The sequence below is a fragment of the Crossiella cryophila genome, from assembly GCF_014204915.1.
Lineage (GTDB): Bacteria > Actinomycetota > Actinomycetes > Mycobacteriales > Pseudonocardiaceae > Crossiella > Crossiella cryophila.
Genome location: NZ_JACHMH010000001.1, coordinates 1,610,260 through 1,629,320, shown reverse-complemented (window position 1 = coordinate 1,629,320; position 19,061 = coordinate 1,610,260). Strand labels below are relative to the sequence as shown.

Annotated in this window: 17 protein-coding genes; 5 read left to right on the top strand and 12 right to left on the bottom strand. The window is 71.7% G+C overall.

The features are described from left to right. Positions 1–18: 18 nt before the first annotated feature. The gene (nagA, locus tag HNR67_RS07710) at positions 19–1,209 is read right to left on the bottom strand and encodes an N-acetylglucosamine-6-phosphate deacetylase (RefSeq protein ID WP_185001387.1); all 1,191 of its coding nucleotides are present in this window, start codon (positions 1,207–1,209) and stop codon (positions 19–21) included. A 236-nt stretch (positions 1,210–1,445) separates the two neighbouring features. On the opposite strand from nagA, the gene HNR67_RS07705 reads away from it, so the two are divergent. Then, positions 1,446–2,120 carry a FadR/GntR family transcriptional regulator gene (locus HNR67_RS07705; protein WP_185001386.1) on the top strand — a complete coding sequence of 225 codons (675 nt, stop codon included), beginning with the start codon at positions 1,446–1,448 and terminating at the stop codon, positions 2,118–2,120. Here the strand turns inward: HNR67_RS07705 and HNR67_RS07700 are convergent. The 9 genes from HNR67_RS07700 to HNR67_RS07660 are packed head-to-tail and all read right to left on the bottom strand — an operon-like array spanning position 2,070 to position 10,749. After that, positions 2,070–2,963 (bottom strand): amidohydrolase family protein, encoded by an 894-nt coding sequence (locus HNR67_RS07700; RefSeq protein WP_185001385.1) that lies wholly within the window; start codon positions 2,961–2,963, stop codon positions 2,070–2,072. The genes HNR67_RS07705 and HNR67_RS07700 overlap by 51 nt on opposite strands. Further along, on the bottom strand, positions 2,960–3,955 hold the full coding sequence (locus tag HNR67_RS07695; protein WP_185001384.1) for an aldo/keto reductase: 996 nt from the start codon (positions 3,953–3,955) through the stop codon (positions 2,960–2,962). Before HNR67_RS07695 ends, HNR67_RS07700 begins: the two co-directional genes overlap by 4 nt. Then, positions 3,952–4,260, bottom strand: coding sequence for an L-rhamnose mutarotase (locus HNR67_RS07690; RefSeq protein ID WP_185001383.1), 309 nt, complete (start codon positions 4,258–4,260; stop codon positions 3,952–3,954). Before HNR67_RS07690 ends, HNR67_RS07695 begins: the two co-directional genes overlap by 4 nt. Further along, positions 4,260–5,255 carry an ABC transporter permease gene (locus HNR67_RS07685; protein ID WP_185001382.1) on the bottom strand — a complete coding sequence of 332 codons (996 nt, stop codon included), beginning with the start codon at positions 5,253–5,255 and terminating at the stop codon, positions 4,260–4,262. Before HNR67_RS07685 ends, HNR67_RS07690 begins: the two co-directional genes overlap by 1 nt. Continuing rightward, positions 5,245–6,759, bottom strand: a complete 1,515-nt coding sequence (locus HNR67_RS07680; protein WP_185001381.1) for a sugar ABC transporter ATP-binding protein — start codon at positions 6,757–6,759, stop codon at positions 5,245–5,247. Before HNR67_RS07680 ends, HNR67_RS07685 begins: the two co-directional genes overlap by 11 nt. Continuing rightward, entirely contained in the window at positions 6,756–7,793 is a 1,038-nt protein-coding gene (locus HNR67_RS07675; RefSeq protein ID WP_185001380.1) for a sugar ABC transporter substrate-binding protein, read from the bottom strand. The genes HNR67_RS07680 and HNR67_RS07675 overlap by 4 nt, the downstream gene beginning before the upstream one ends. 34 nt (positions 7,794–7,827) lie before the next feature. Next, entirely contained in the window at positions 7,828–8,583 is a 756-nt protein-coding gene (locus tag HNR67_RS07670; protein WP_185001379.1) for an SDR family NAD(P)-dependent oxidoreductase, read from the bottom strand. Next, on the bottom strand, positions 8,580–9,881 hold the full coding sequence (locus tag HNR67_RS07665) for an enolase C-terminal domain-like protein (protein ID WP_185001378.1): 1,302 nt from the start codon (positions 9,879–9,881) through the stop codon (positions 8,580–8,582). Before HNR67_RS07665 ends, HNR67_RS07670 begins: the two co-directional genes overlap by 4 nt. A gap of 1 nt (position 9,882) precedes the next feature. Beyond that, a complete protein-coding gene (locus HNR67_RS07660) occupies positions 9,883–10,749 on the bottom strand; it encodes a fumarylacetoacetate hydrolase family protein (protein WP_185001377.1) in 867 nt (288 codons plus the stop codon). A 118-nt stretch (positions 10,750–10,867) separates the two neighbouring features. Between HNR67_RS07660 and HNR67_RS07655 the strand changes: the two genes are divergently transcribed. Next, the gene (locus HNR67_RS07655; RefSeq protein ID WP_185001376.1) at positions 10,868–13,900 is read left to right on the top strand and encodes a S8 family peptidase; all 3,033 of its coding nucleotides are present in this window, start codon (positions 10,868–10,870) and stop codon (positions 13,898–13,900) included. Here the strand turns inward: HNR67_RS07655 and HNR67_RS07650 are convergent. Next, positions 13,892–14,494 (bottom strand): HAD family hydrolase, encoded by a 603-nt coding sequence (locus tag HNR67_RS07650; RefSeq protein ID WP_185001375.1) that lies wholly within the window; start codon positions 14,492–14,494, stop codon positions 13,892–13,894. The genes HNR67_RS07655 and HNR67_RS07650 overlap by 9 nt on opposite strands. Before the next feature lie 117 nt (positions 14,495–14,611). On the opposite strand from HNR67_RS07650, the gene HNR67_RS07645 reads away from it, so the two are divergent. Continuing rightward, on the top strand, positions 14,612–15,574 hold the full coding sequence (locus HNR67_RS07645) for an N-acetylglucosamine kinase (protein WP_185010308.1): 963 nt from the start codon (positions 14,612–14,614) through the stop codon (positions 15,572–15,574). On the opposite strand, the gene HNR67_RS07640 is transcribed toward HNR67_RS07645, so the two are convergent. Further along, complete coding sequence (locus HNR67_RS07640) at positions 15,561–16,238, bottom strand: DUF3159 domain-containing protein (RefSeq protein ID WP_185001374.1); 678 nt, start codon at positions 16,236–16,238, stop codon at positions 15,561–15,563. The two genes, HNR67_RS07645 and HNR67_RS07640, sit on opposite strands and share 14 nt — an antisense overlap. Positions 16,239–16,429: 191 nt before the next feature. On the opposite strand from HNR67_RS07640, the gene HNR67_RS07635 reads away from it, so the two are divergent. Together HNR67_RS07635 and HNR67_RS07630 are read left to right on the top strand one after the other, a co-directional pair. Beyond that, the gene (locus HNR67_RS07635) at positions 16,430–17,701 is read left to right on the top strand and encodes an ROK family transcriptional regulator (protein WP_185001373.1); all 1,272 of its coding nucleotides are present in this window, start codon (positions 16,430–16,432) and stop codon (positions 17,699–17,701) included. Between the two features lie 16 nt (positions 17,702–17,717). Further along, a complete protein-coding gene (locus HNR67_RS07630) occupies positions 17,718–19,058 on the top strand; it encodes an extracellular solute-binding protein (RefSeq protein WP_185001372.1) in 1,341 nt (446 codons plus the stop codon). The last annotated feature ends 3 nt before the right edge of the window (positions 19,059–19,061 follow it).

Below are 19,061 nucleotides of genomic sequence, written 5' to 3'. Positions count from 1 at the left end.
CCACCCTGGAGTGGGAGATCAGTTGCCCGCGGCCGGCAGGCGGGTGACGGTGCTGCGGGCGGATTCCTCGGCGTCGAAGACGAGTTCGCCCTCGACCCAGACCTTGCGCGGGTGCAGGTCGGCGTCCCAGAGCACCAGGTCGGCTCGGGCGCCGGGGGTCAGGCGGCCCAGGGTGGGTTCGCCGAGGACGTCGGCTGGGACGGTGGTGGCCGCGTGCAGGGCGATGCCGGGGTGGATGCCGAGGCCGACCATGTTGCGGACCGCGCGGTCCAGGGTGAGGGCGCTGCCCGCGATGGTGCCGGTTGGGGAGCGGGGGACGCCTTCCTCGGTGAGCAGGACGTCCTCGCCGCCGAGCTGGTAGCGGCCGGGGGGCATGCCTGCGGCGGCCACCGCGTCGGTGACCAGGGCGACGCGGCCGGGGGCGGCGTTGAAGACGAGTTGGCAGATGTCGCCGTCGACGTGGGCCAGGTCGGCGATCAGGCCCAGGGTGTAGCGCTGGTCGACCAGGCCGATGCCGGGGACGCCGGGTTCGCGGTGGCCCAGTGGGCGTTGCGCGTTGAACAGGTGGGTGATCATGCGGGCGCCCAGATCCGCTGCCTGGCGGGTTTGTTCGCCGGTGGCGTCGGTGTGGCCGACGGCGACCAGGACGCCTGCCTCGGTCAGCCTGCGGACGGCCTCGAAGCCGCCGGGCTGTTCGGGGGCCAGGGTGACCAGGCGCAGCGCGGCATGGATCGCGGGGTCGGCCAGGATGCGTTCGATCCGGTCCGGGCTGGGCGGTTCCATCAGGTCGGGGTTGTGCACGCCGTGCCGCAGCGGGGACAGGAACGGGCCCTCGAAGTGCAGGCCGAGCGGGCGGGCGCCGGCGCCCGGTGGCAGGGCGGCCGCGGCGGCCAGGACCTGGTGCGCCTGGCGCAGGATCTCCGGCACCGGGGCGGTGATCAGGGTGGGCAGGAACCGGGTCACGCCGGTGCGCGGCAGTGCGGCGGAGACCGCGGCCATGCCCTCGGCGTCCACGTCGGCGAAGTCCACCCCGACCGCGCCGTTGATCTGCACGTCCACCAGGCCGGGGCTCAGCAGGCCCTCGGGTTCCCCTTGGTAGCCGGGGTTGTCCGCGACCTCGATGATCTCGCCGTCGCGGATGCGTAGCGTCACCGGACCGGAGATGGTGTTGCCCAACAGCGCCTTCGGGGCAGCAACTACGGCGTCCAATGACCCTCCAATGGTTTAGACCATTATGACGGTAACCCGGAGTGTGCGCATTCGTCCAGCTACGAAGGGCGGAAGGCCCCCGGACACGACAGAGCCCGCCTCACCGAGGGGGCGGGGTGAGGCGGGCAGCGCTCAGATTACGCCAAATGGAGCAATGCGCAACCGAGCCCGTCCGATGCCGCATACTGGGAGGAAACATCCGAGGTGTGTACCGGCTCGCGAAACGGGGGGGGGCAGTGGCCGTCACCGATGACGCCATTTTGCGCGTCAAGGAAATGATCGTCTCCGGCGAGCTGAAGCCGGGTGACCGGCTGCCGAGGGAGGCCGATCTGGCCGAGCGACTAGGCCTGTCCCGGAACTCGCTGCGCGAGGCGGTCAAGGCGTTGTCGCTGGTCCGGGTGCTGGATGTGCGGCAGGGCGATGGCACCTACGTGTCCAGCCTGCGTGCGGACGAGCTGCTCGGCGCGCTCAGCTTCGTGCTGGACCTGCACCGTGGCGAGGAATCCGTGCTGGAGGTGCTGGAGGTCCGCCGGGTGCTCGAACCGGCCTGCGCGGCCATCGCGGCGGTGCGCATCGACGACAAGGACATCGCCGCGCTGCGCGAGCTGTGCGAGGAGACCGAACGCTCCGACTCGGTGGAACGCCTGGTCGAGCTGGACCTGGAGTTCCACCGCCGGATCGCCCAGGCAGCCGGGAACGCCTACCTGGCCCAGCTGCTGGACACCCTGGCCGGCCCCACCGTGCGGGCCCGGATCTGGCGCGGCATCGCCCAGGGCGGGGCGGTGGACCGGACCGTGGCCGAGCACCGGGCGATCGTGGACGCGCTGGCCGCGCACGAGCCGGAGCTGGCCCGCTCCTGGTCAACCGTGCACGTTGCCGGTGTCGAGCAGTGGTTGCGCAACCTCGGATGACTGCTCGATCGCGTACACCCGGCGGGCGGTGTCGCCGAACACGGCGGCCCGTTCCTCCGGCGTGAGCCGATCGGTCAGTACCTCGGCTGTTTCCAGCACGGTGGCGTACGGCGCGGCCAGCAGGCAGACCGGCCAGTCCGAGCCGAACATCACTCGTTCGGGGCCAAAGGCGGCCAGCACCACCTCGGTGTAGGGGCGCAGCTGTTCGACCGTCCACTGTGCCCAGTCGGCCTCGGTGACGAGTCCGGACAGCTTGCAGGTCACGTTCGGCAACGCGGCCAGCGCGCGGAGATCACTCGCCCACGGCTCCAGCTCGCCACTGGCGATGGGCGGCTTGGAGCAGTGGTCGAGCACGAAGGACAGCTCCGGCAACGCCTGGACGGTCTCGATGGCCGCGGGTAGCTGGTGCGGCAGGGTGAGCAGGTCGTAGGAGAGTCCGGCGGCGGCCACCGCGGCCAGGCCGCGGCGCACCTCGGGACGGCACAGCCAGCGCGGGTCGGCCTCGCCCTGCACCTGGTGCCGGATGCCGCGCAGCCACCGGCCGCCGTGGCCTTCGCGCAGGCCCGCCAGGGTGTCGGCGATGTCCGGGGCGGTCAGGTCGGTCCAGCCGACCACCGCGGCCACGATCTCGGATGCCTCGGCGAAGACCAGGAACTCCGGGGTCTCCTCGGCCACCGTGACCGTCTGCACCAGCACGGTGGCCCCGACCCCGGTGGCCGCGGTGACGTGGTGCAGGTCGGGCAGGATGAAACTGCGGTCCAGCGGGGCCATCTCCGGCCCGGTGATCCAGTCCTGGGCCCGCACGGAGAGGTCCCACAGGTGCTGGTGCGCGTCGATCCTCATGCCTGCTCGCCGGGGCCGGAGACGTCGGCGGCCAGCAGGTCGCGCTCGCGCAGCTCGGCCCACAGCGCGGGCGGCACCGGATTCGCCACCAGCTCGGCGTTCTGGCTCATCTGTGCGCCGGTGCGGGCCCCGATCACCACCGAGGCGATGGCCGGGTGGCCGAAGGCGAACTGGATGGCGGCCTGCGGCAACGTGACGCCGTGCCGCTCGCACACCGCGGCGATCGCGCGGGCCCGGTCCACCAGCTCCGGCGGCGCGTCGGCGTAGTTGTACTTGGCGCCAACGGGAATCTCGTGCCGGGACAGCAGGCCCGAGTTGAACACGCCAGCGGCCAGCACGGACACCTTGTGCTCCAGGCACAACGGCAGGAACTCGGCCGCGGCCGGCTGCTCCAGCAGCGAGTAGCGACCGGCCAGCATCACCACGTCGATCTCGGTCTCCCGGATGAACCTGGCAGGCATCTCCCACTGGTTCATGCCGACGCCGATCGCGCCGATCACGCCCTGGTCACGCAGTTCGGCCAGGGCGGGGAAGCCCTTTCCGGCCGCCTCCGCCCAATGGTCGTCGGGATCGTGCAGCAGCACCACGTCGACCCGGTCCAGGCCCAGCCGGTCCAAAGAGGACTCCAGCGAGCGGCGCACGCCGTCCGCGCTGAAGTCCCAGACCCGCCGGTGGCTGGCCAGCACGTCGAAGCCGTTGGCCAGGTCGTCCCCGCCGCCGTCGTACTCGGCCAGGATCCGGCCGACCTTGGTGGAGAGGGTGAAATCGACCCGTGGTTGCTCGGCCAGCACCGCGCCCAGCCTGCGTTCGGACAGGCCGAGGCCGTAGTGCGGCGCGGTGTCGAAGTAACGCACCCCGGCGGCCCAGGCGGCGCGGACCGCGTCGTGCGCGTCCACGTCCGGCACCGGCCGGTAGAGATTCCCGATCGGCGCCGCGCCGAAGCCCAGCGCGGTCACCGGCACGGTGGTTCGACCGAGGGTGGCGGTCCTCACGGCAGCTCCCAGACGAGTCGGATGTCGGGCTCGGCGCCCGAGTAATCGTCGGACACCTCGAGCAGTCCGGCCATCCGGGCCTGCCAGGGCAGGTTGGCCGGGTGCTCCCGCAGGTGCGCGCGCATGGCCTCGTAGTCATCGCAGTCCACCAGGTGGAACAGGTCCAGCCCACTGCGCCAGATCCGCCACGAGCGGACCCCGGCCTCGCGCAGCGCGGTGTCCAGCTCGGCCGGGATGATCGCGTGCACCCGCTCGTACTCGGCCTCCATGCCCGGTTTGAGCCGGGTGTGCAGCACCGTCTCCATCAGGTCTGCGCCTTCCCGCTGGTGACCCTGGCCAGCATCAGCGCGCCGAGGATGACCGCGCCGTAGACCGCCTGGATCCAGAACGAGGGCACCTGGGCCGCGGTGAGCAGGTTGTCCACCACACCCAGCAGCAGCACGCCGGTGAGCGCGCCGAACAGGGTGCCCTTGCCACCGTCGAGGGAGATGCCGCCGATGACCGCGGCGGCGAACACGGTGAAGATCATCCGGTCGCCCTGGCCCGCGCTGAGCGCGCCGACGTAACCGGTCTGGATGAGCCCGCCGATCGCGGCCAGCACGCCGGCCACGATGAACACCGACCAGGCGATCCGGTCCACCCGGATACCGGCGGCGCGGGCGGCCTGGGCGTTGCCGCCGATGGCGTAGAGCGCGCGGCCGATCCGGTGGTAGCGCAACAGGAAGCCGGCCACCAGGTAGGCCACCCCGGCCAGCCACACCGAGATCGGCAGGCCGAGGAAGGTGTTGGTGGCCAGTGCGAAGAAGGCGTCCGGCATCTGGAAGAGGGTCTTGCCCTCGGTGGAGCCGACCAGCAGGCCACGCAGGATGATCAGCATCGCCAGGGTCACGATGAACGCGTTGAGCTGGAGCTTGACCACCAGGAACCCGTTGAACAGCCCCACGATCGCACCCACCACCAGCACGGCCAGGATGGCCAGCCAGGACGGCAGCGGGCTGTCAAACCAGCCGATGCCGCTGGCCGCCGGGATGGCCAGCAGCGCGCCGATCGCGGGCGCGATGCCCACGGTGGACTCCAGGGACAGGTCGAACTTGCCGGTCAGCAGCACCAGGGTCTCGCCAAGCACGACCAGGGCCAGTGCGGCCGAGGCGCCGAGCACGGCGACCAGGTTGTCGGTGCTGAGGAACCGGTCGTTGACCAGTCCGCCGATCAGCACCACCACCGCGAGTGCGGGCAGCAGGGCCAGATCGCGCAGCCTTGCCAGGCGGATCCGTTGGGGGGCGGCGGTTTCAGTCGCCATCGAGTTCTACTCCTTCGATGGAAGCCACGAGTTCGCCGTCGGCCCAGCCAGCCGGGTGTTCGGCGGCCAGGATTCCGGCGCGCATGACCAGCACCCGGTCGCACGGGCGCAGGTCGTCCAGCTCGTCGCTGACGATCAGCACCGCCTTGCCCTCGGCGCGGACCCGGTCGGCCACGGCCAGCAGGGCCTGTTTGGACTTCACGTCCACCCCGGCGGTCGGGTTGATCATGATGAGCACATCGGGGTCGTTGGCCAGCGCACGGGCCATCACGACCTTCTGCTGGTTGCCGCCGGAGAGGTCGCTGACCGGCTGGTCCGCGTCCTTGGCGACCACGCCGTACTCGGCGATCGCGGTGGTGCCCTTGCCGCGCACGGCTTTCGGCGCGGCGAACCCGGCCGGACCGAGCCGGTCGAGCACGCTCATGGTGGCGTTGTCGCCGATGGACATGCCCAGCACCAGGCCCTGGTCGTGCCGGGACCTCGGCACGCAGCCGATCCCGGCGTGCAGTGCGGCCAGCACGTCGCCCGGTTTGAGCGGCACACCGCCGACCTCGACCGCGCCCGCGTCCGGTTTCCGCAGCCCGTAAACGGTTTCCGCGACCTGGTGCTTGCCGGAGGCATTGCTGCCGGCCAGGCCGAGCACCTCGCCGCGGCGCAGCCGGAAGGAGACGTCGGCGAAGCCCGCGCCGCTGAGCCCACGCACCGAGAGTGCGACGGAGGCGTTGTCCGGCAACGGTTCCCGCTCGGCCCCGTCGGCCACCGCGAGACCGCCGGACTCACCGGTCATGGCGTCCACCAGCTGACTCCGGGAGAGGTCGCCGACCGGGGCGGTGACGATGTGCCTGGCATCGCGCAGCACGGTCACCGCCTGGCAGACCTCGTACACCTCTTGCAGGTGGTGGGAGATGAACAGGAAGGTGACCCCGGCGGACTGGAGCTGGTGCATGCGCTCGAAGAGCCGGGCGATGGCGTGGCTGTCCAGTTGCGCGGTGGGTTCGTCCAGGATGATGAACCGGGCGCCGTAGGAGAGCGCGCGGGCGATCTCCACCAGCTGCCGCTGTTCCACGTCCAGCTCACCGGCCAGCGCGTCCACCGAGACGTCCACGCCCCAGGCGGCGAGCAGTTCGGCGGCCTCCCTGCGCAGCGCGGACCAGCGGATCACGCCGCGGCGGCTGGGCTGCCGGTTGAGGAAGAGGTTCTCCGCCACGGTGAGTTCCGGGATGACCGTGGAGTGCTGGTACACGCAGGCCACCCGCTGCCGCCAGGCCTCCCGGTCGGCCACCGGCGGGGCCGGTTCGCCGTTGAAGGAGACCGTCCCACTGTCCGGTTTGGACAGTCCAGTGAGGACGGACACCAGGGTCGACTTGCCTGCCCCGTTGCGCCCCACCAGGGCGTGCGACTCACCGGGGCGGACGGTGATGCCAACGTCGTGGAGCGCGGTGGTGGGGCCGAAGCGCCGGGTGATCCCCAGCGCTTCGACCACCGGCGCGGCGGGTGCGCTCACAGCTGGTTGCCCCACAGCGCCTTGTCGTCCACGTTCGCCTTGGTCACCAGCGGCGCGGGCAGCTGGTCCTCCAGGATGCCGGGCCGGACCTCGACGATGGTGCTGCCGTGGTCGGTCGGACCGGCCTTGAAGGTCTCGCCCGCCATCGCCTTCTTGATCCAGTACATGCCGTACTTGGCGTAGGCGTCCGCGGGCTGGGACACGGTGGCGTCGATCTCGCCCTTGCGGATGGCCTCGAACTCCTGCGGGATGCCGTCGTTGCTGACCGCGACCACGTGCCGGGGGTCACCGACCGGGTGCAGCAGGTCCTTGCGCCGCAACGCCTGCAGGGTCGGCGCCAGGTACACGCCACCGGCCTGCATGTAGACACCCTTGACGTCCGGGTTGGCGGTGAGCAGCGACTCCAGGCCGGAGGATGCCTTCTCCGCCTTCCACTCCGCGGGCAGGTCCAGGATCTGGATGCCGGGGAACTTGCCGGTCATGCACTCGCGGAAGGCCTCGGAGCGGTCCCGGCCGTTGACCGAGGCGAGGTCGCCCTGGATCTGCACGACCTTGCCCTGCTTGACCTTCTCGCCGATGTGCTCGCACGCCTTGGTGCCGTAGGCGCGGTTGTCCGCGCGCACCACCATGGCCACCTTGCCGCTTTCCGGGGCCACGTCCACCGCGACCACCGGCACGCCCTTGCGGTCGGCCTGGGCGAGTCCGGCGACCACCGCGGCGGAGTCCAGCGGGGTGACCACCAGGCCCTTGACGCCCTGGTTGAGCAGGTTGGTCATATCGGTGATCAGCTTGGCCGGATCGCTGTTGGCGTTGACCGTCGGCAGCGCCTGGACCCCGGCCTCGGTGGCCATCTTGGGCACGTAGTTGTTGTATGCCTGCCAGAACGGCGAGGTCAGCAGTGGCACGGTGGCGCCGACCTGGCCGGTGCCGCCGGAGTTCTGCTGCCCGCCGGGGCTGTTCGTGGTGCCACAGCCCGCGAGCACGGTGGTGAGCACGACGGCGGTGGCCGCGAGGTTGCGGACGTGGGAACGCACCACGGTCCTCCTTGACTCGGTGGTGGAGATGATCTCAACTGGGCTGCGGCCGCAGCCGCAACCCGTGCATCCCGCCGTCCACGGCGAGCACGGTGCCGACGGTGGCACCCGAGGCGGGTCCGGCGAGGTAGGCGATGGCGTTGGCCACCTCGTCGGCGGAGACCAGGCGGCCGGTGGGCTGGCGCGCCGAGAGCGCGGCGCGCTCGGCGGCCGGATCGGGCGCGGCGTCGAGCAGGCGGCCCACCCAGGGGGTGTCCACGGTGCCCGGCGCCACGCAGTTGACCCGGATGCCCTCGCGCACGTGGTCGGCGGCCATGGCCAGGGTGAGTCCGTAGACCGCGCCCTTGCTGGCCGAGTACAGCGCGCGCTGGGGCAGTCCGGCCCAGGCGGCGATGGAGCAGGTGTTCACGATCGCGGCCGCTGGCGAGCGGCGCAGGTAGGGCAGCGCGGCCCGGCTGACCCTGGCCATGCCGACCACGTTGATGTCCAGCACCCTGGCCCATTCCTCGTCCGGGTTGGCGCCCACATCGCCCTGGGCGCCGATGCCGGCGTTGTTGACCAGGATGTCGATCCGGCCGAACTCGGCGAAGACCGCGTCCACGGCGGCCACCACGGTGGCGTCGTCGGCCACGTCGCAGCGCACGCCGACCAGTGGTTCCGGGACCTCGGGGTTGAGGTCGAGGCAGGCGACCTTCGCCCCGCGCGCGGACAGCGTTTGCGCGGTGGCCAGGCCGATGCCGGAGGCGCCGCCGGTGATCACGGCGACCAATCCGTCGAACTCGGTGCTCATCGGGACAACTCCGTCCACTCAGGACCGTCCGGGTAGCGGAATCCGTGCAGGGTGGCGGGTTTCATCTCGGCGGAGAAACCCGGGGTGGTGGGGGTGCGGTAGCGGCCGTCGCGCACGATCGCCGGGTCGGTGAAGTGCTCGTGCAGGTGGTCCACCCATTCGATCACCCGCCCGTCCAGAGATCCCGAGACGGCAACGTAGTCGAACATCGCCAGGTGCTGCACCAGCTCGCACAGTCCGACCCCGCCGGCGTGCGGGCAGACCGGCACGCCGAACTTGGCCGCGAGCAGCAGGATGGCCAGGTTCTCGTTGACCCCGCCGACCCTGGCCGCGTCCAGTTGCAGCACGTCGATGGCCCCGGCGGAGAGCAGCTGCTTGAACATCACCCGGTTGTGCACGTGCTCGCCGGTGGCCACCTTGATCGGCCTGATCGCCTCGGCGATGGCCCGGTGGCCGAGCACGTCGTCCGGGGAGGTGGGCTCCTCGATCCAGTACGGCCGGTAGGGGGCCAGCGCCTGCATCCAGGCGACCGCGTCGGCCACGTCCCAGCGCTGGTTGGCGTCCACCGCGATCGGGTAGTCCGGGCCGACCACCTCGCGGGCCAGCTTCATCCGGCGCACGTCGTCGTCCAGGTTGCCGCCGACCTTGAGCTTGATCATCCCGAAGCCGTCCTGCACGGCCTCGCGGGTGAGCCGGGTGAGCTTCTCGTCGCTGTAGCCGAGCCAGCCGGGCGAGGTGGTGTAGGCCGGGTAGCCCTCGGCCAGCAGCTTCTCGATCCGCTCCGCCTTGCCGGCCTGGCCCGCGCGCAGGATCTCCAGCGCCTGGTCCGGGGTGAGCACGTCGGTGAGGTAGCGGAAGTCGACCAGGCTGACGATCTCCTCCGGGGTCAGCTCGGCCAGGAAGCGCCACAGCGGTAACCCGGCGGCGCGGGCGGCCAGGTCCCAGGCGGCGTTGACCACCGCGCCGACCGCCATGTGCACCACGCCCTTCTCCGGGCCCAGCCAGCGCAGCTGCGAGTCGCCGATCAGCCGCCGGGACAGCGCGCCCAGCTCGGCCGCGGTGGTCGGCGCGGGCGAGCCGACCAGGTGCGGGGACAGCGCCTGGATCGCGGCGGCCTGCACGTCGTTGCCGCGGCCGATGGTGAAGGCGAAGCCCTGGCCGACGGCGCCGTCCTCGGTGCGCAGCACCACGTAGGCCGCGGAGTAGTCGGGATCGGGGTTCATCGCGTCCGAGCCGTCCAGCTCGAGCGAGGTGGGGAAGCGGACGTCGAGCACGTCCACCGCGGTGATCAGGGACATGTCAGGCCTGCCCGAAGGTCTGCCGCTGACGGCCGAGGCCCTCGATCTCCAGCTCCACCACATCGCCCGCGCGCAGGTACGGCTTGGGCTCGGCCTGGCCGAGGGCCACGCCGGCCGGGGTGCCGGTGTTGATCAGGTCGCCGGGCCGCAGCACCAGGAACTGGCTCAGGTAGCGGATGCACTCGGCCACCGAGAAGATCATGTTCTTGGTGCTGCCGTCCTGCCGGGCCACGCCGTTGACCGAGAGCTTCAGCGACAGCGACTGCACGTCGCCGACCTCGCTCGCGGGCACCAGGTACGGGCCGAGCGGGTTGAAGGTCTCGCAGGACTTGCCCTTGTCCCAGGTGCCGCCGCGCTCCAGCTGGAACTCGCGTTCGGAGACATCGTGCGAGACCGCGTACCCGGCCACGCAGGCGAGTGCGCTTTCGTGGTCCTCCAGGTACCGGGCGGTCCTGCCGATGATCACACCGAGCTCGACCTCCCAGTCCGTCTTGACCGAGCGGCGCGGCACCAGCACCTCGTCGTACGGTCCGACCAAGGTGTCCGGAGCCTTCATGAACATCACCGGCTCGGCCGGCAGCTCGGCCCCGGTCTCCTCGGCGTGGTCGCGGTAGTTGAGGCCAATGCAGACGATCTTGCCGGGCTGCGCGATGGGCGCCCCGACCCGCAGGCCGGAGCCGTCGCCGGGATCGGCCAGCACCGGCAGCTCGCCGGCGGCCAGCGCCGCGGCGGTGCGGGCCAGCCCGTCGGCGGCGAGGAAGGCGCCGGTGATGTCGGCGGTCAGCGGGCGCAGGTCATGGAGCGTGCCGTCGCCGGCACGCACCGCGGGCGCCTCGCTGCCAGGGTCGCCAAGCCGCAAGAGCTGCACGGTGTCACTCCTCGTCGTCTCCGGAGCCATCCCCAGACATCGGATGTATATCGCCAACTTAGCCGAGTGTCTAGTGCCCCTGGCAACCCTCACGTCGGATGAACGGTAAACACCTCGGATGAATACGCGCAGTCTTGCCCTGCTCAGCCTCGCCGCGCTGCTCTGCGCCGGTGGCGCGGTGCCAGCGGGGGCGCTGGAAGAGCCACTGCTCGCGCCCGGCCTGGGCACACCGCGGGTGGGAGCGCTGCCACGAATGTCCGCCACCACGCTAGCTGGCAGGTCCGGCCCGGTCACCGCCTTCGTGGAACTGAGCGGGGCCCGCGCCGGAGAGCAGGTGGTCAACCGGCTGCGGGCCAGGGACGCCCGGTCCCGGCTGCTGCGCCGGACCACCGCGGTGGCCGGGCTGCTGGTCCGGGCGGAGGCCACGGCCCTGCGTGAACTGGCGGGCGCGCCCGAGGTGCGCTCGGTGCGCCCGGCCACCCGGCACTTCCGCACCAACGCGGGCGCGGGCCCGCTGACCGGCGCGGTGGCCGCCTGGCAGCGCCTGGGCGCCCTCGGCGCGGGCGTGCGGATCGGCATCGTGGACGACGGCATCGACTACACCCACGCCGACTTCGGCGGCACCGGTTCCTTCGCCGCGCTGGACCCGGTCAAGGCGGATCCCCGGTTCTTCCCGACCGCCAAGGTGATCGGCGGCGTGGACCTGGCCGGGGACGCCTACGACCCGGTCCGCGGCGTGCCGCCCAAGCCCGATGACAACCCGCTCTCCTGCGGCGGCCACGGCACGCACGTGGCGGGCAGTGCGGCCGGGTTCGGCGTGCGCCAGGACGGCACGCCGGTCACCGAGTACCGGGACCTGGACGTCAGCGGCCTGCGGATCGGACCGGGCGCGGCGCCGCTGGCCAAGCTGTACGCGATCAAGGTCTTCGGCTGCGCGGGTGGCACCGACCTGGTCACCGCGGCCCTGGACCGGGCCCTTGACCCCAACGGCGACGGCGACCCCGCCGACCGGCTCGACGTGGTGAACCTGTCCCTGGGCAGCGATTTCGGCGATCCGGACAGCCCGGAGGCGCTGTTCACCCGCAAGCTCACCGAGCACGGCGCGCTGGTGGTGGCCTCGGCGGGCAACGGCGGCGACCTCTACGGGGCCAGCGGCTCCCCCGGCAACACCCCCGAGGCGCTCACCGTGGCCAACAGCCGGGACGCCTACCTGCTGCGCGACGCGGCCACCGTGCTGGGCCCGCAACCACTGGCGGGCCAGCGGGCCGGGCAGTTCAGCCTCAGCTACCCCGGCTACGCCAAGCTCGACCTGACCCGCCAGGTGGTGCCGCTGCCGGAGAACCTGGACGGCTGCCGCGAGTACTCCGCCGCGGAGACCGCCGCGGTGCGGGACAAGCTGGTCTGGCTGGACTGGGACGAGGACACCTCCCGCCGCGCCTGCGGTTCCCCGGCCAGGGCCACCTGGGCGCACGCCGCGGGCGCGGCCGGGGTGCTGCTGTCCTCCACCGTGGACGATTTCACCGCCGGGATCAGCGGCGTGCCGGAGATCCCGGTGTTCCAGTTCACCGCGACCAGCGGCGCCGGACTGGCCGAGGCGGCCAAGGCCGGGGCACTGCGGGTGCGGCTCTCCGGCGAGGGGCGCAACGCGATCCCGGCCAGCAAGCCCGAGCTGACCGACACGATCAGCCCGTCCTCCGCGCGTGGCGTGCACTTCCCCGCGGTGAAGCCGGATCTGGCCGCGCCGGGCGAGACCATCGCCTCGGCGGCCAGTGGCACCGGCAGCGGGATCTCGGTGCAGACCGGCACCTCGATGGCCGCCCCGCACGTGGCCGGACTGGCCGCGCTGCTGCGACAGCGGCGGCCGGACTGGACCCCGGCGGAGGTCAAGGCGGCGCTGATGAACACCGCGGGCGCGGACATCCGGCACAAGGCCGCGGTGACCGGCCCGCGGCGCAGTGGCGCTGGCCGGGTGCAGGCGGTGGCCGCACTGGAAACCGAACTGCTCGCCTACGCCGCCGAAGCCCCCGAGGCGGTCAGCGTCACCTTTGGCGCGGTGCCCGCGGAGAAACCGGTCTCCTTGTCCCGCAACGTGATCATCCGCAGCAAGGGCGCGGCCCGCACGGTGCGCACCGGGTACGCCGCGGCCACCACCATGCCCGGCGCGCGAATCCGGGTGGAACCGGCGTCGGTGACCGTCCCGGCGGGCGGATCGGCGCAGGTCAAGATCACCCTGGACGTCGAGCCCGCGGTGCTGCGGCGCACCCCCGACCCGACCGTCCCGCTCACCCAGGACAACCTGCCCCGGCAGTTCCTGCCCGACGTCTCCGGCCGCCTGCTGCTCACCCCCGACTCCGGCCCCGCCCTGCGGGTGCCGGTGCACGCCGCGCCAAAACCGGTGGCGCACAACGGCCTCGAACTGCTGCGCAGTGGGGACCGGCGGCTGCTGCGGTTCACCGGCGACGGGCTCAACCAGGGCGCTGGCAGCCTCGGCTACCGCTCGCTGGCCAGTGTGTTCGAACTGCACGGCAGCTCCGACGGCGAACTCCGGCACGTCGGCGCCACCAGCACCGCGCCACTGGAAGGCGCCCGCGGGATGCTCGGCTTCGGCCTGGCCGCCAAACGGGACTGGGCGCTGCTCGGCGGCACGGTCACGCCGTACGTGGAGATCAGCACCACCGGCGACGCCCGGCCCGAGTACCGGGTCCTGGCCACCAGGGTGCCCGGCACCGATCTGCTGGTCGCCCGCACCGACGACCTGACCCTGCCCGAGGGCCCGCTGACCGTGGATGTCCAACCGCTGAACGGACTCGGCGGCGACACCGACGCGAACCTCTACGACAGCAACGTGATCGTGCTGCCGGTGTCCCTGCTCGCCCTCGGCATCCAGCCCGAGGCCAACTCCGCGCCGCTGACCTACGTCGCGGGCGTGCAGGGGCCGTGGGGCGACGGCGAGATCAGCACCCCGATGGCCTTCGACCCGTTGCAGCCCAAGGTGTTCACCAAGGGCTCCGGCAAGCCCTCACTGGTCTACGCCGCCCAGCCCGGCAACAGCCTGATCCTGCAACAACACGGCGTCGGCTGGCCGGACCTGCTGGTACTGCAACACCACAACGGCAGTGGCGCACGGGCGCGGGTGCTGCCGTCAGCGTGAGCGGTGCGGGCGGATGTCCACCGCGCGCATGCCCGCCCGCCCGGCCGCGTACAGCCCGCTCTCGGTGTCCTCGAACACCAGGCAGCGGGCGGGCACCGCGCCGAGCACGGTGGCGGCCAGCAGGAACAGGTCGGGGGCCGGTTTGCCGCGCATGACCTGCTCCCTGGTGATCAGCACGTCGAACAGCCCGCGCAGGCCGGTGGCCAGCAGGATGGCCTGCGCGGTGCCCCGGCTGCTGCTGGTGGTCACCGCGGTGGGCACCCGGCCCTGCGCCCAGCGGGCCATCGCGACCACCCTCGGCACCTCCCGCACCTGCGCCAGCCTGCCCAGCACCGCGCGCTGGATCTCCTGCTGCAGCCCGCGCACCGGCAGGTCCTTCGGCAGCAGGCCCCGGTGCACCAGTCGCGCCGCCCAGTCGGTGAACGCGATCCCCTCCGGTTCACCGGCCGTGGCGGGCACACTCAACCCGTGCCGAGCGAAGACCTCCCGCAACGCGGCCCGGTGCACCGCGTGCGAGTCGACCAGCGTGCCGTCCAGATCGAAGACCAGCGCGTCGAACGAGCGGTGCCCCGGTAGTAGCGGTGGCACGTCCATGTGGAACACGGCAGCCGCCCCCTGTTCCTCCCCAGAACTTTTAGTTAATTCTTGTCCAGTTTGCCACTGATCCGGAAAACTATCTACAACTCCAGCCATCGAATCGAGCGGGTGACGATGAACTTCCTCGGCGTGGACACCGGCGCGACCACCACCCGGGCGTTGCTGATCTCCGACACCGGCGCGCACCTGGGCACGGGGCGGGCCGAGGGCGGCAACCCCAACGCGCACCCGCCGGGGGTGGCCGCGGCCAGGATCGCGCAGGCCGTCGGCCAGGCACTCGGCGGCGGCGATCCGGCCGGGGTGGGCGGACTGGTGGTGGGCCTGGCCGGGGTGGCCAAGATGGCCGACCCCTCGGTGCGCGCGCTGTTCGACGCCGCGCTCAGGGCCACCGGACTGACCTGTGAGATCCGCGTGGTGGCCGACTGCGAGGCGGCCTTCGCCACCGCCGCGGCCACCGGCGAGGGCACCGTGCTGGTCGCGGGCACCGGCTCGATCGCGGCCCGGATCTCCGGCCACCGGATGGTGGCCACGGCGGGCGGTTTCGGCTGGCTGCTGGGTGATGAGGGCTCGGCCTACTGGCTGGGCCGGGAGGCGGTGCGGGCCACGCTGCGCCGGGTGGAGGCGCATGAGGACCTCGGTCCGCTGGGCGAGGCGGTGTTCGCGCACGCCGGGCTGACCCCGGATCCGGACCAGGTGCGGGCCCGGCGGGCACTGATCACCGCGGTGAACGCGGAGTCACCGATCCGGCTGGCCGGCTTCGCCCCATTGGTCACCAGCACCGCCAGAGCGGACCAGTCCGCCGCGGACATCGTGGAACGCGGCGCCCAGCACCTCACCGGGATCGCACTGGCCACCCGCACCGCCGAGGACACTTCTCCGGTGGTGCTCACCGGCAGCCTGGTCACCGCGGACACCCCGGTCGGCGACCGGGTCCGGGCCGAGCTGACCCGGCGTACCGGCGGTCCGGTCCGGGTGGCCGCGGACGGCACCATCGGCGCGGCCTGGCTGGCGGCGCTGGCGGTGATCACCGACCCGGCGGCCGCGCAGGCCCTGCACGCCAAGCTCAGCCAGGCGTGACCTGCTGCTCCGGCGTCCGGGGATGCCGGATGCCGGGGTGGCCGGCGGGCAGCACCCGGAACAGCACCCAGCCGCTGACCGCCACGCACAGCGCCACCAGCGGCCAGCTCAGCGCCACCCTGGACACCCCGAGCGCGATCACCGCGTCGATCCACCACAGCGAGCTGAACACCACGATCCGCACCAGGTACTGGCCGACCCACACCCAGCTGGCCAGCCGGTAGGCGCGCAGCAGCTCGGGGTCGCGGCGCCAGCGGGTGCGCTGGCCGAGCGCGGTGCCGACCACCACGCCCAGCAGTGGCCAGCCGATCACGATGCTGACCAGCCAGGCCAGTGCGCTCGCCACGTTGGAGAGCAGCTGGACCAGGAAGAAGTCCGCGGCCCGGCCGGTGTAGAGGGCGACCAGCGCGGCCGCGCACACCCCGAGCATGCCCAGCAGCACCGCGCGCGGCCGGTCGCCCTTGCTCAGCCGGTAACCGGCGATGGCCAGCCCGACGACCAGCGCGACCGCCGAGCCGATCCAGATCGATTCGTCGAAGAGCAGCCAGCCCACCACGAACGCCAGTGGCGGCAGGGTGGCGTCGACCGCGCCGCCCCGGCCGCCGAGCAGGGCACCGAGGGACTCCTGGCCTGCGGCCGGACGGGAATCGGCGGAGGGTTCCACGGGTACCAGCCTGCCTCATCCAGCGCCCAGATCCCACCAAGAAGTGAGGCGAACCTAAGCCGATCCAGGTGGCGGCGGATGTTGCCTGTTTCGGTAAGGAACGTTACAAACGGATGCCAACCGTTGACCGGGGTGAGGGCGGTCACTACGGTGACCCGAAATCGTCTGGAAAGTTAACAGACAGGAGGGTCATGCGAGCCGGTAGCCCGCGACTGCTGCGTGAGATCAACGATCGCGCGGCCATTGACGCGTTGCTGCGGCACGGCGCCCTCACCCGGTCCGAGCTGGAAGCCCAGATCGGGCTGTCGAAACCGGCTACCGCGGCACTGCTGACGAGACTGGAGACCGAGGGCGCCGTGGTGCGCGCCGGGCTCCGCGGCGGCGGCCGGGGGCCACGGGCCCAGCTCTGGACCGTCAACGGCACGCTGGCCAGCGTGGCCGCGGTGGACCTCACCCCGCGCGGGGTGGACATCGCCATCGCCGACATCACCGGCCTGCTGCTGGCCGAGCACCACACCGCGCTGCCAAGGGGCGGCCACGAGGCGGTGCTGGCCTCCTTCCAGCTCGCCCTGGCCGCCGCGGCCAGCCGGGCCGGGGTGGACCCGAACGGGCTCTGCCAGGTGGTCATCGGCGCGCCCGGCGGGGTCAACCCGGTCACCGGGCACCTCGGCTTCGCCCCGCACCTGCGCACCTGGGAGGGCTTCGACGTGCCAGGCACGCTCACCGAGCTGCTCGCGGTGCCGGTGACGGTGGAGAACGACGTGAACCTGGTCGCGCTGGAGGAGATGACCTCCGGCCGGGCCGGGGACGTGCAGGACTTCGTGCTGATCTGGATCAGCGCCGGACTCGGCTCCGCGGTGGTGATCAACCGGCGCCTGCTGCGCGGGGCCACCGGTGGCGCCGGTGAGATCGACTCCATGCGGGTGCCGGACCGGGCCGCCGCGGACACCGGTGTGGACCGCGGCGGCATCCGGCTCGGCGACCTGCTGGCCACCGGCTCGGTGGTCAAACTGGCCAGGGCACACGGTTTCAGCGCCCGCAGCGGCGCGATCGCACTGCGCAAGGCGGTGGACGCGGGCCCCGAGGGCCAGGCGTTCCTGCTCGACCTGGCCCGCCGCATCGCCACCGGGGTGGCCGGGGTGGTGAGCGTGGTCGACCCGCAGCTGGTGCTGCTGGCCGGGGAGACCGCGCAGGCGGGCGGCGAGGCGTTCAGCGCCATGGTCGCCGCCGAACTGCACCAGCTGGTCACCCCACGAACTCCGGTGCGCACCTCCCTGGTCACCGGGAAACCGGTGCGCTCCGGCGCACTGCACGCGGCGCTCGCCCTGGCGAGGGAAGAGGTATTCGGACTCGTCGCCGCCACAGCCGATCCGTTTCGCGGGCTGAAAAAGCCCGCCGGTGCAGCACCGGGCCCCCGACGGCCTCCGCTGCGCGCTCGACACATTTCCCCGACCGCACACTGAAAATCCAGGAGTTCGCATGCGCAAGACCTCTCGCGCGGTCCTGCTCAGCGCCACAGCCGCGGCAGCCGCGCTGCTCGTCTCGGCCTGTTCCGGCGGAGGCGGCACCCAGGGCACGCCCGGCGGCGCGCCCGGCAAGGACGACAAGCTCTCGCTCACCGTCTACAGCAACTTCGAGGGCCGCGAGTACAAGGCGGTCACCGAGGCGCTGAACCGGATCAAGACCCGGTTCCCCAACTTCGAGGTCAAGCACGAGGGCACCCAGGACGACGAGAAGATCACCGGCGCGATCCGCGGCGGCAACCCGCCGGACGTGGCGATCTCCTTCTTCACCGACAACCTGGGCCAGTTCTGCTCCTCGGGCAGCTTCCAGAACCTGCAGCCCTACATCGACCGGGACAAGGCCGACCTCAACGTCATCCCCAAGGCCGTCCGGGACTACACCGAGTACAAGGGCAACCGGTGCTCGATGCCGATGCTCACCGACATCTACGGCTTCTACTTCAACAAGGACATGTTCGCCAAGGCGGGCATCACCGAGCCGCCGAAGACCACCGACGCGCTGCTCGAGGCGACCAAGAAGCTGACCGAGTTCAACCCGGACGGCTCGATCAAGGTCGCCGGCTTCATGCCGCTGATCCCGCACTACCGCAACCAGGCGCAGAACTGGACGCCGATGTTCGGCGCCCGCTACCTGGGCACGGACGGCAAGTCCAACCTGGCCAACAGCCCGGAGTGGAAGGAACTCTTCGAGTTCCAGAAGAAGCTGGTCGACTTCTACGGCTACGACAAGATCGAGAAGTTCCGGGCCGGTCTCGGCCAGGAGTACTCCGCCGACCACGCCTTCCAAAAGGGCAAGCTGGCGATGATGATCGACGGTGAGTACCGCACCGCGTTCCTGGCCAACGAGGCCAAGGAGATCAGCTACGGCACCGCGCCCGCGCCGGTCTCGCCGAGCAAGCCGGAGCTGTACGGCGGCGGTTTCGCCACCGGCACCATCATCGGCATCCCCAAGGGCGTGAAGAACCCGGGCGCCTCCTGGGAGCTGGTCAAGCAGATGTCGCTGGACACCGACACCCTGGTGCAGCTGTCCAACGCGATCAAGAACATCCCCACCACCGAGGCCTCGATGAAGGACCCGAAGCTGGAGATGACCCCGCAGTTCAAGACCTTCATCGACATCTTCGGCTCCGGCAAGCTGTGGTCCAACCCGGCCACCCCGATCGGCGACGCGCACCTCAAGGCGGTCAACGACTTCGCCGAGAAGTGGCAGGCGGGCAAGGTCACCGATCTGCCGGGCGAGCTGAAGAAGGTCGACGCCCAGGTGGACGACGCCCTGGCACAGAAGGCCGGTAAGTAGTTC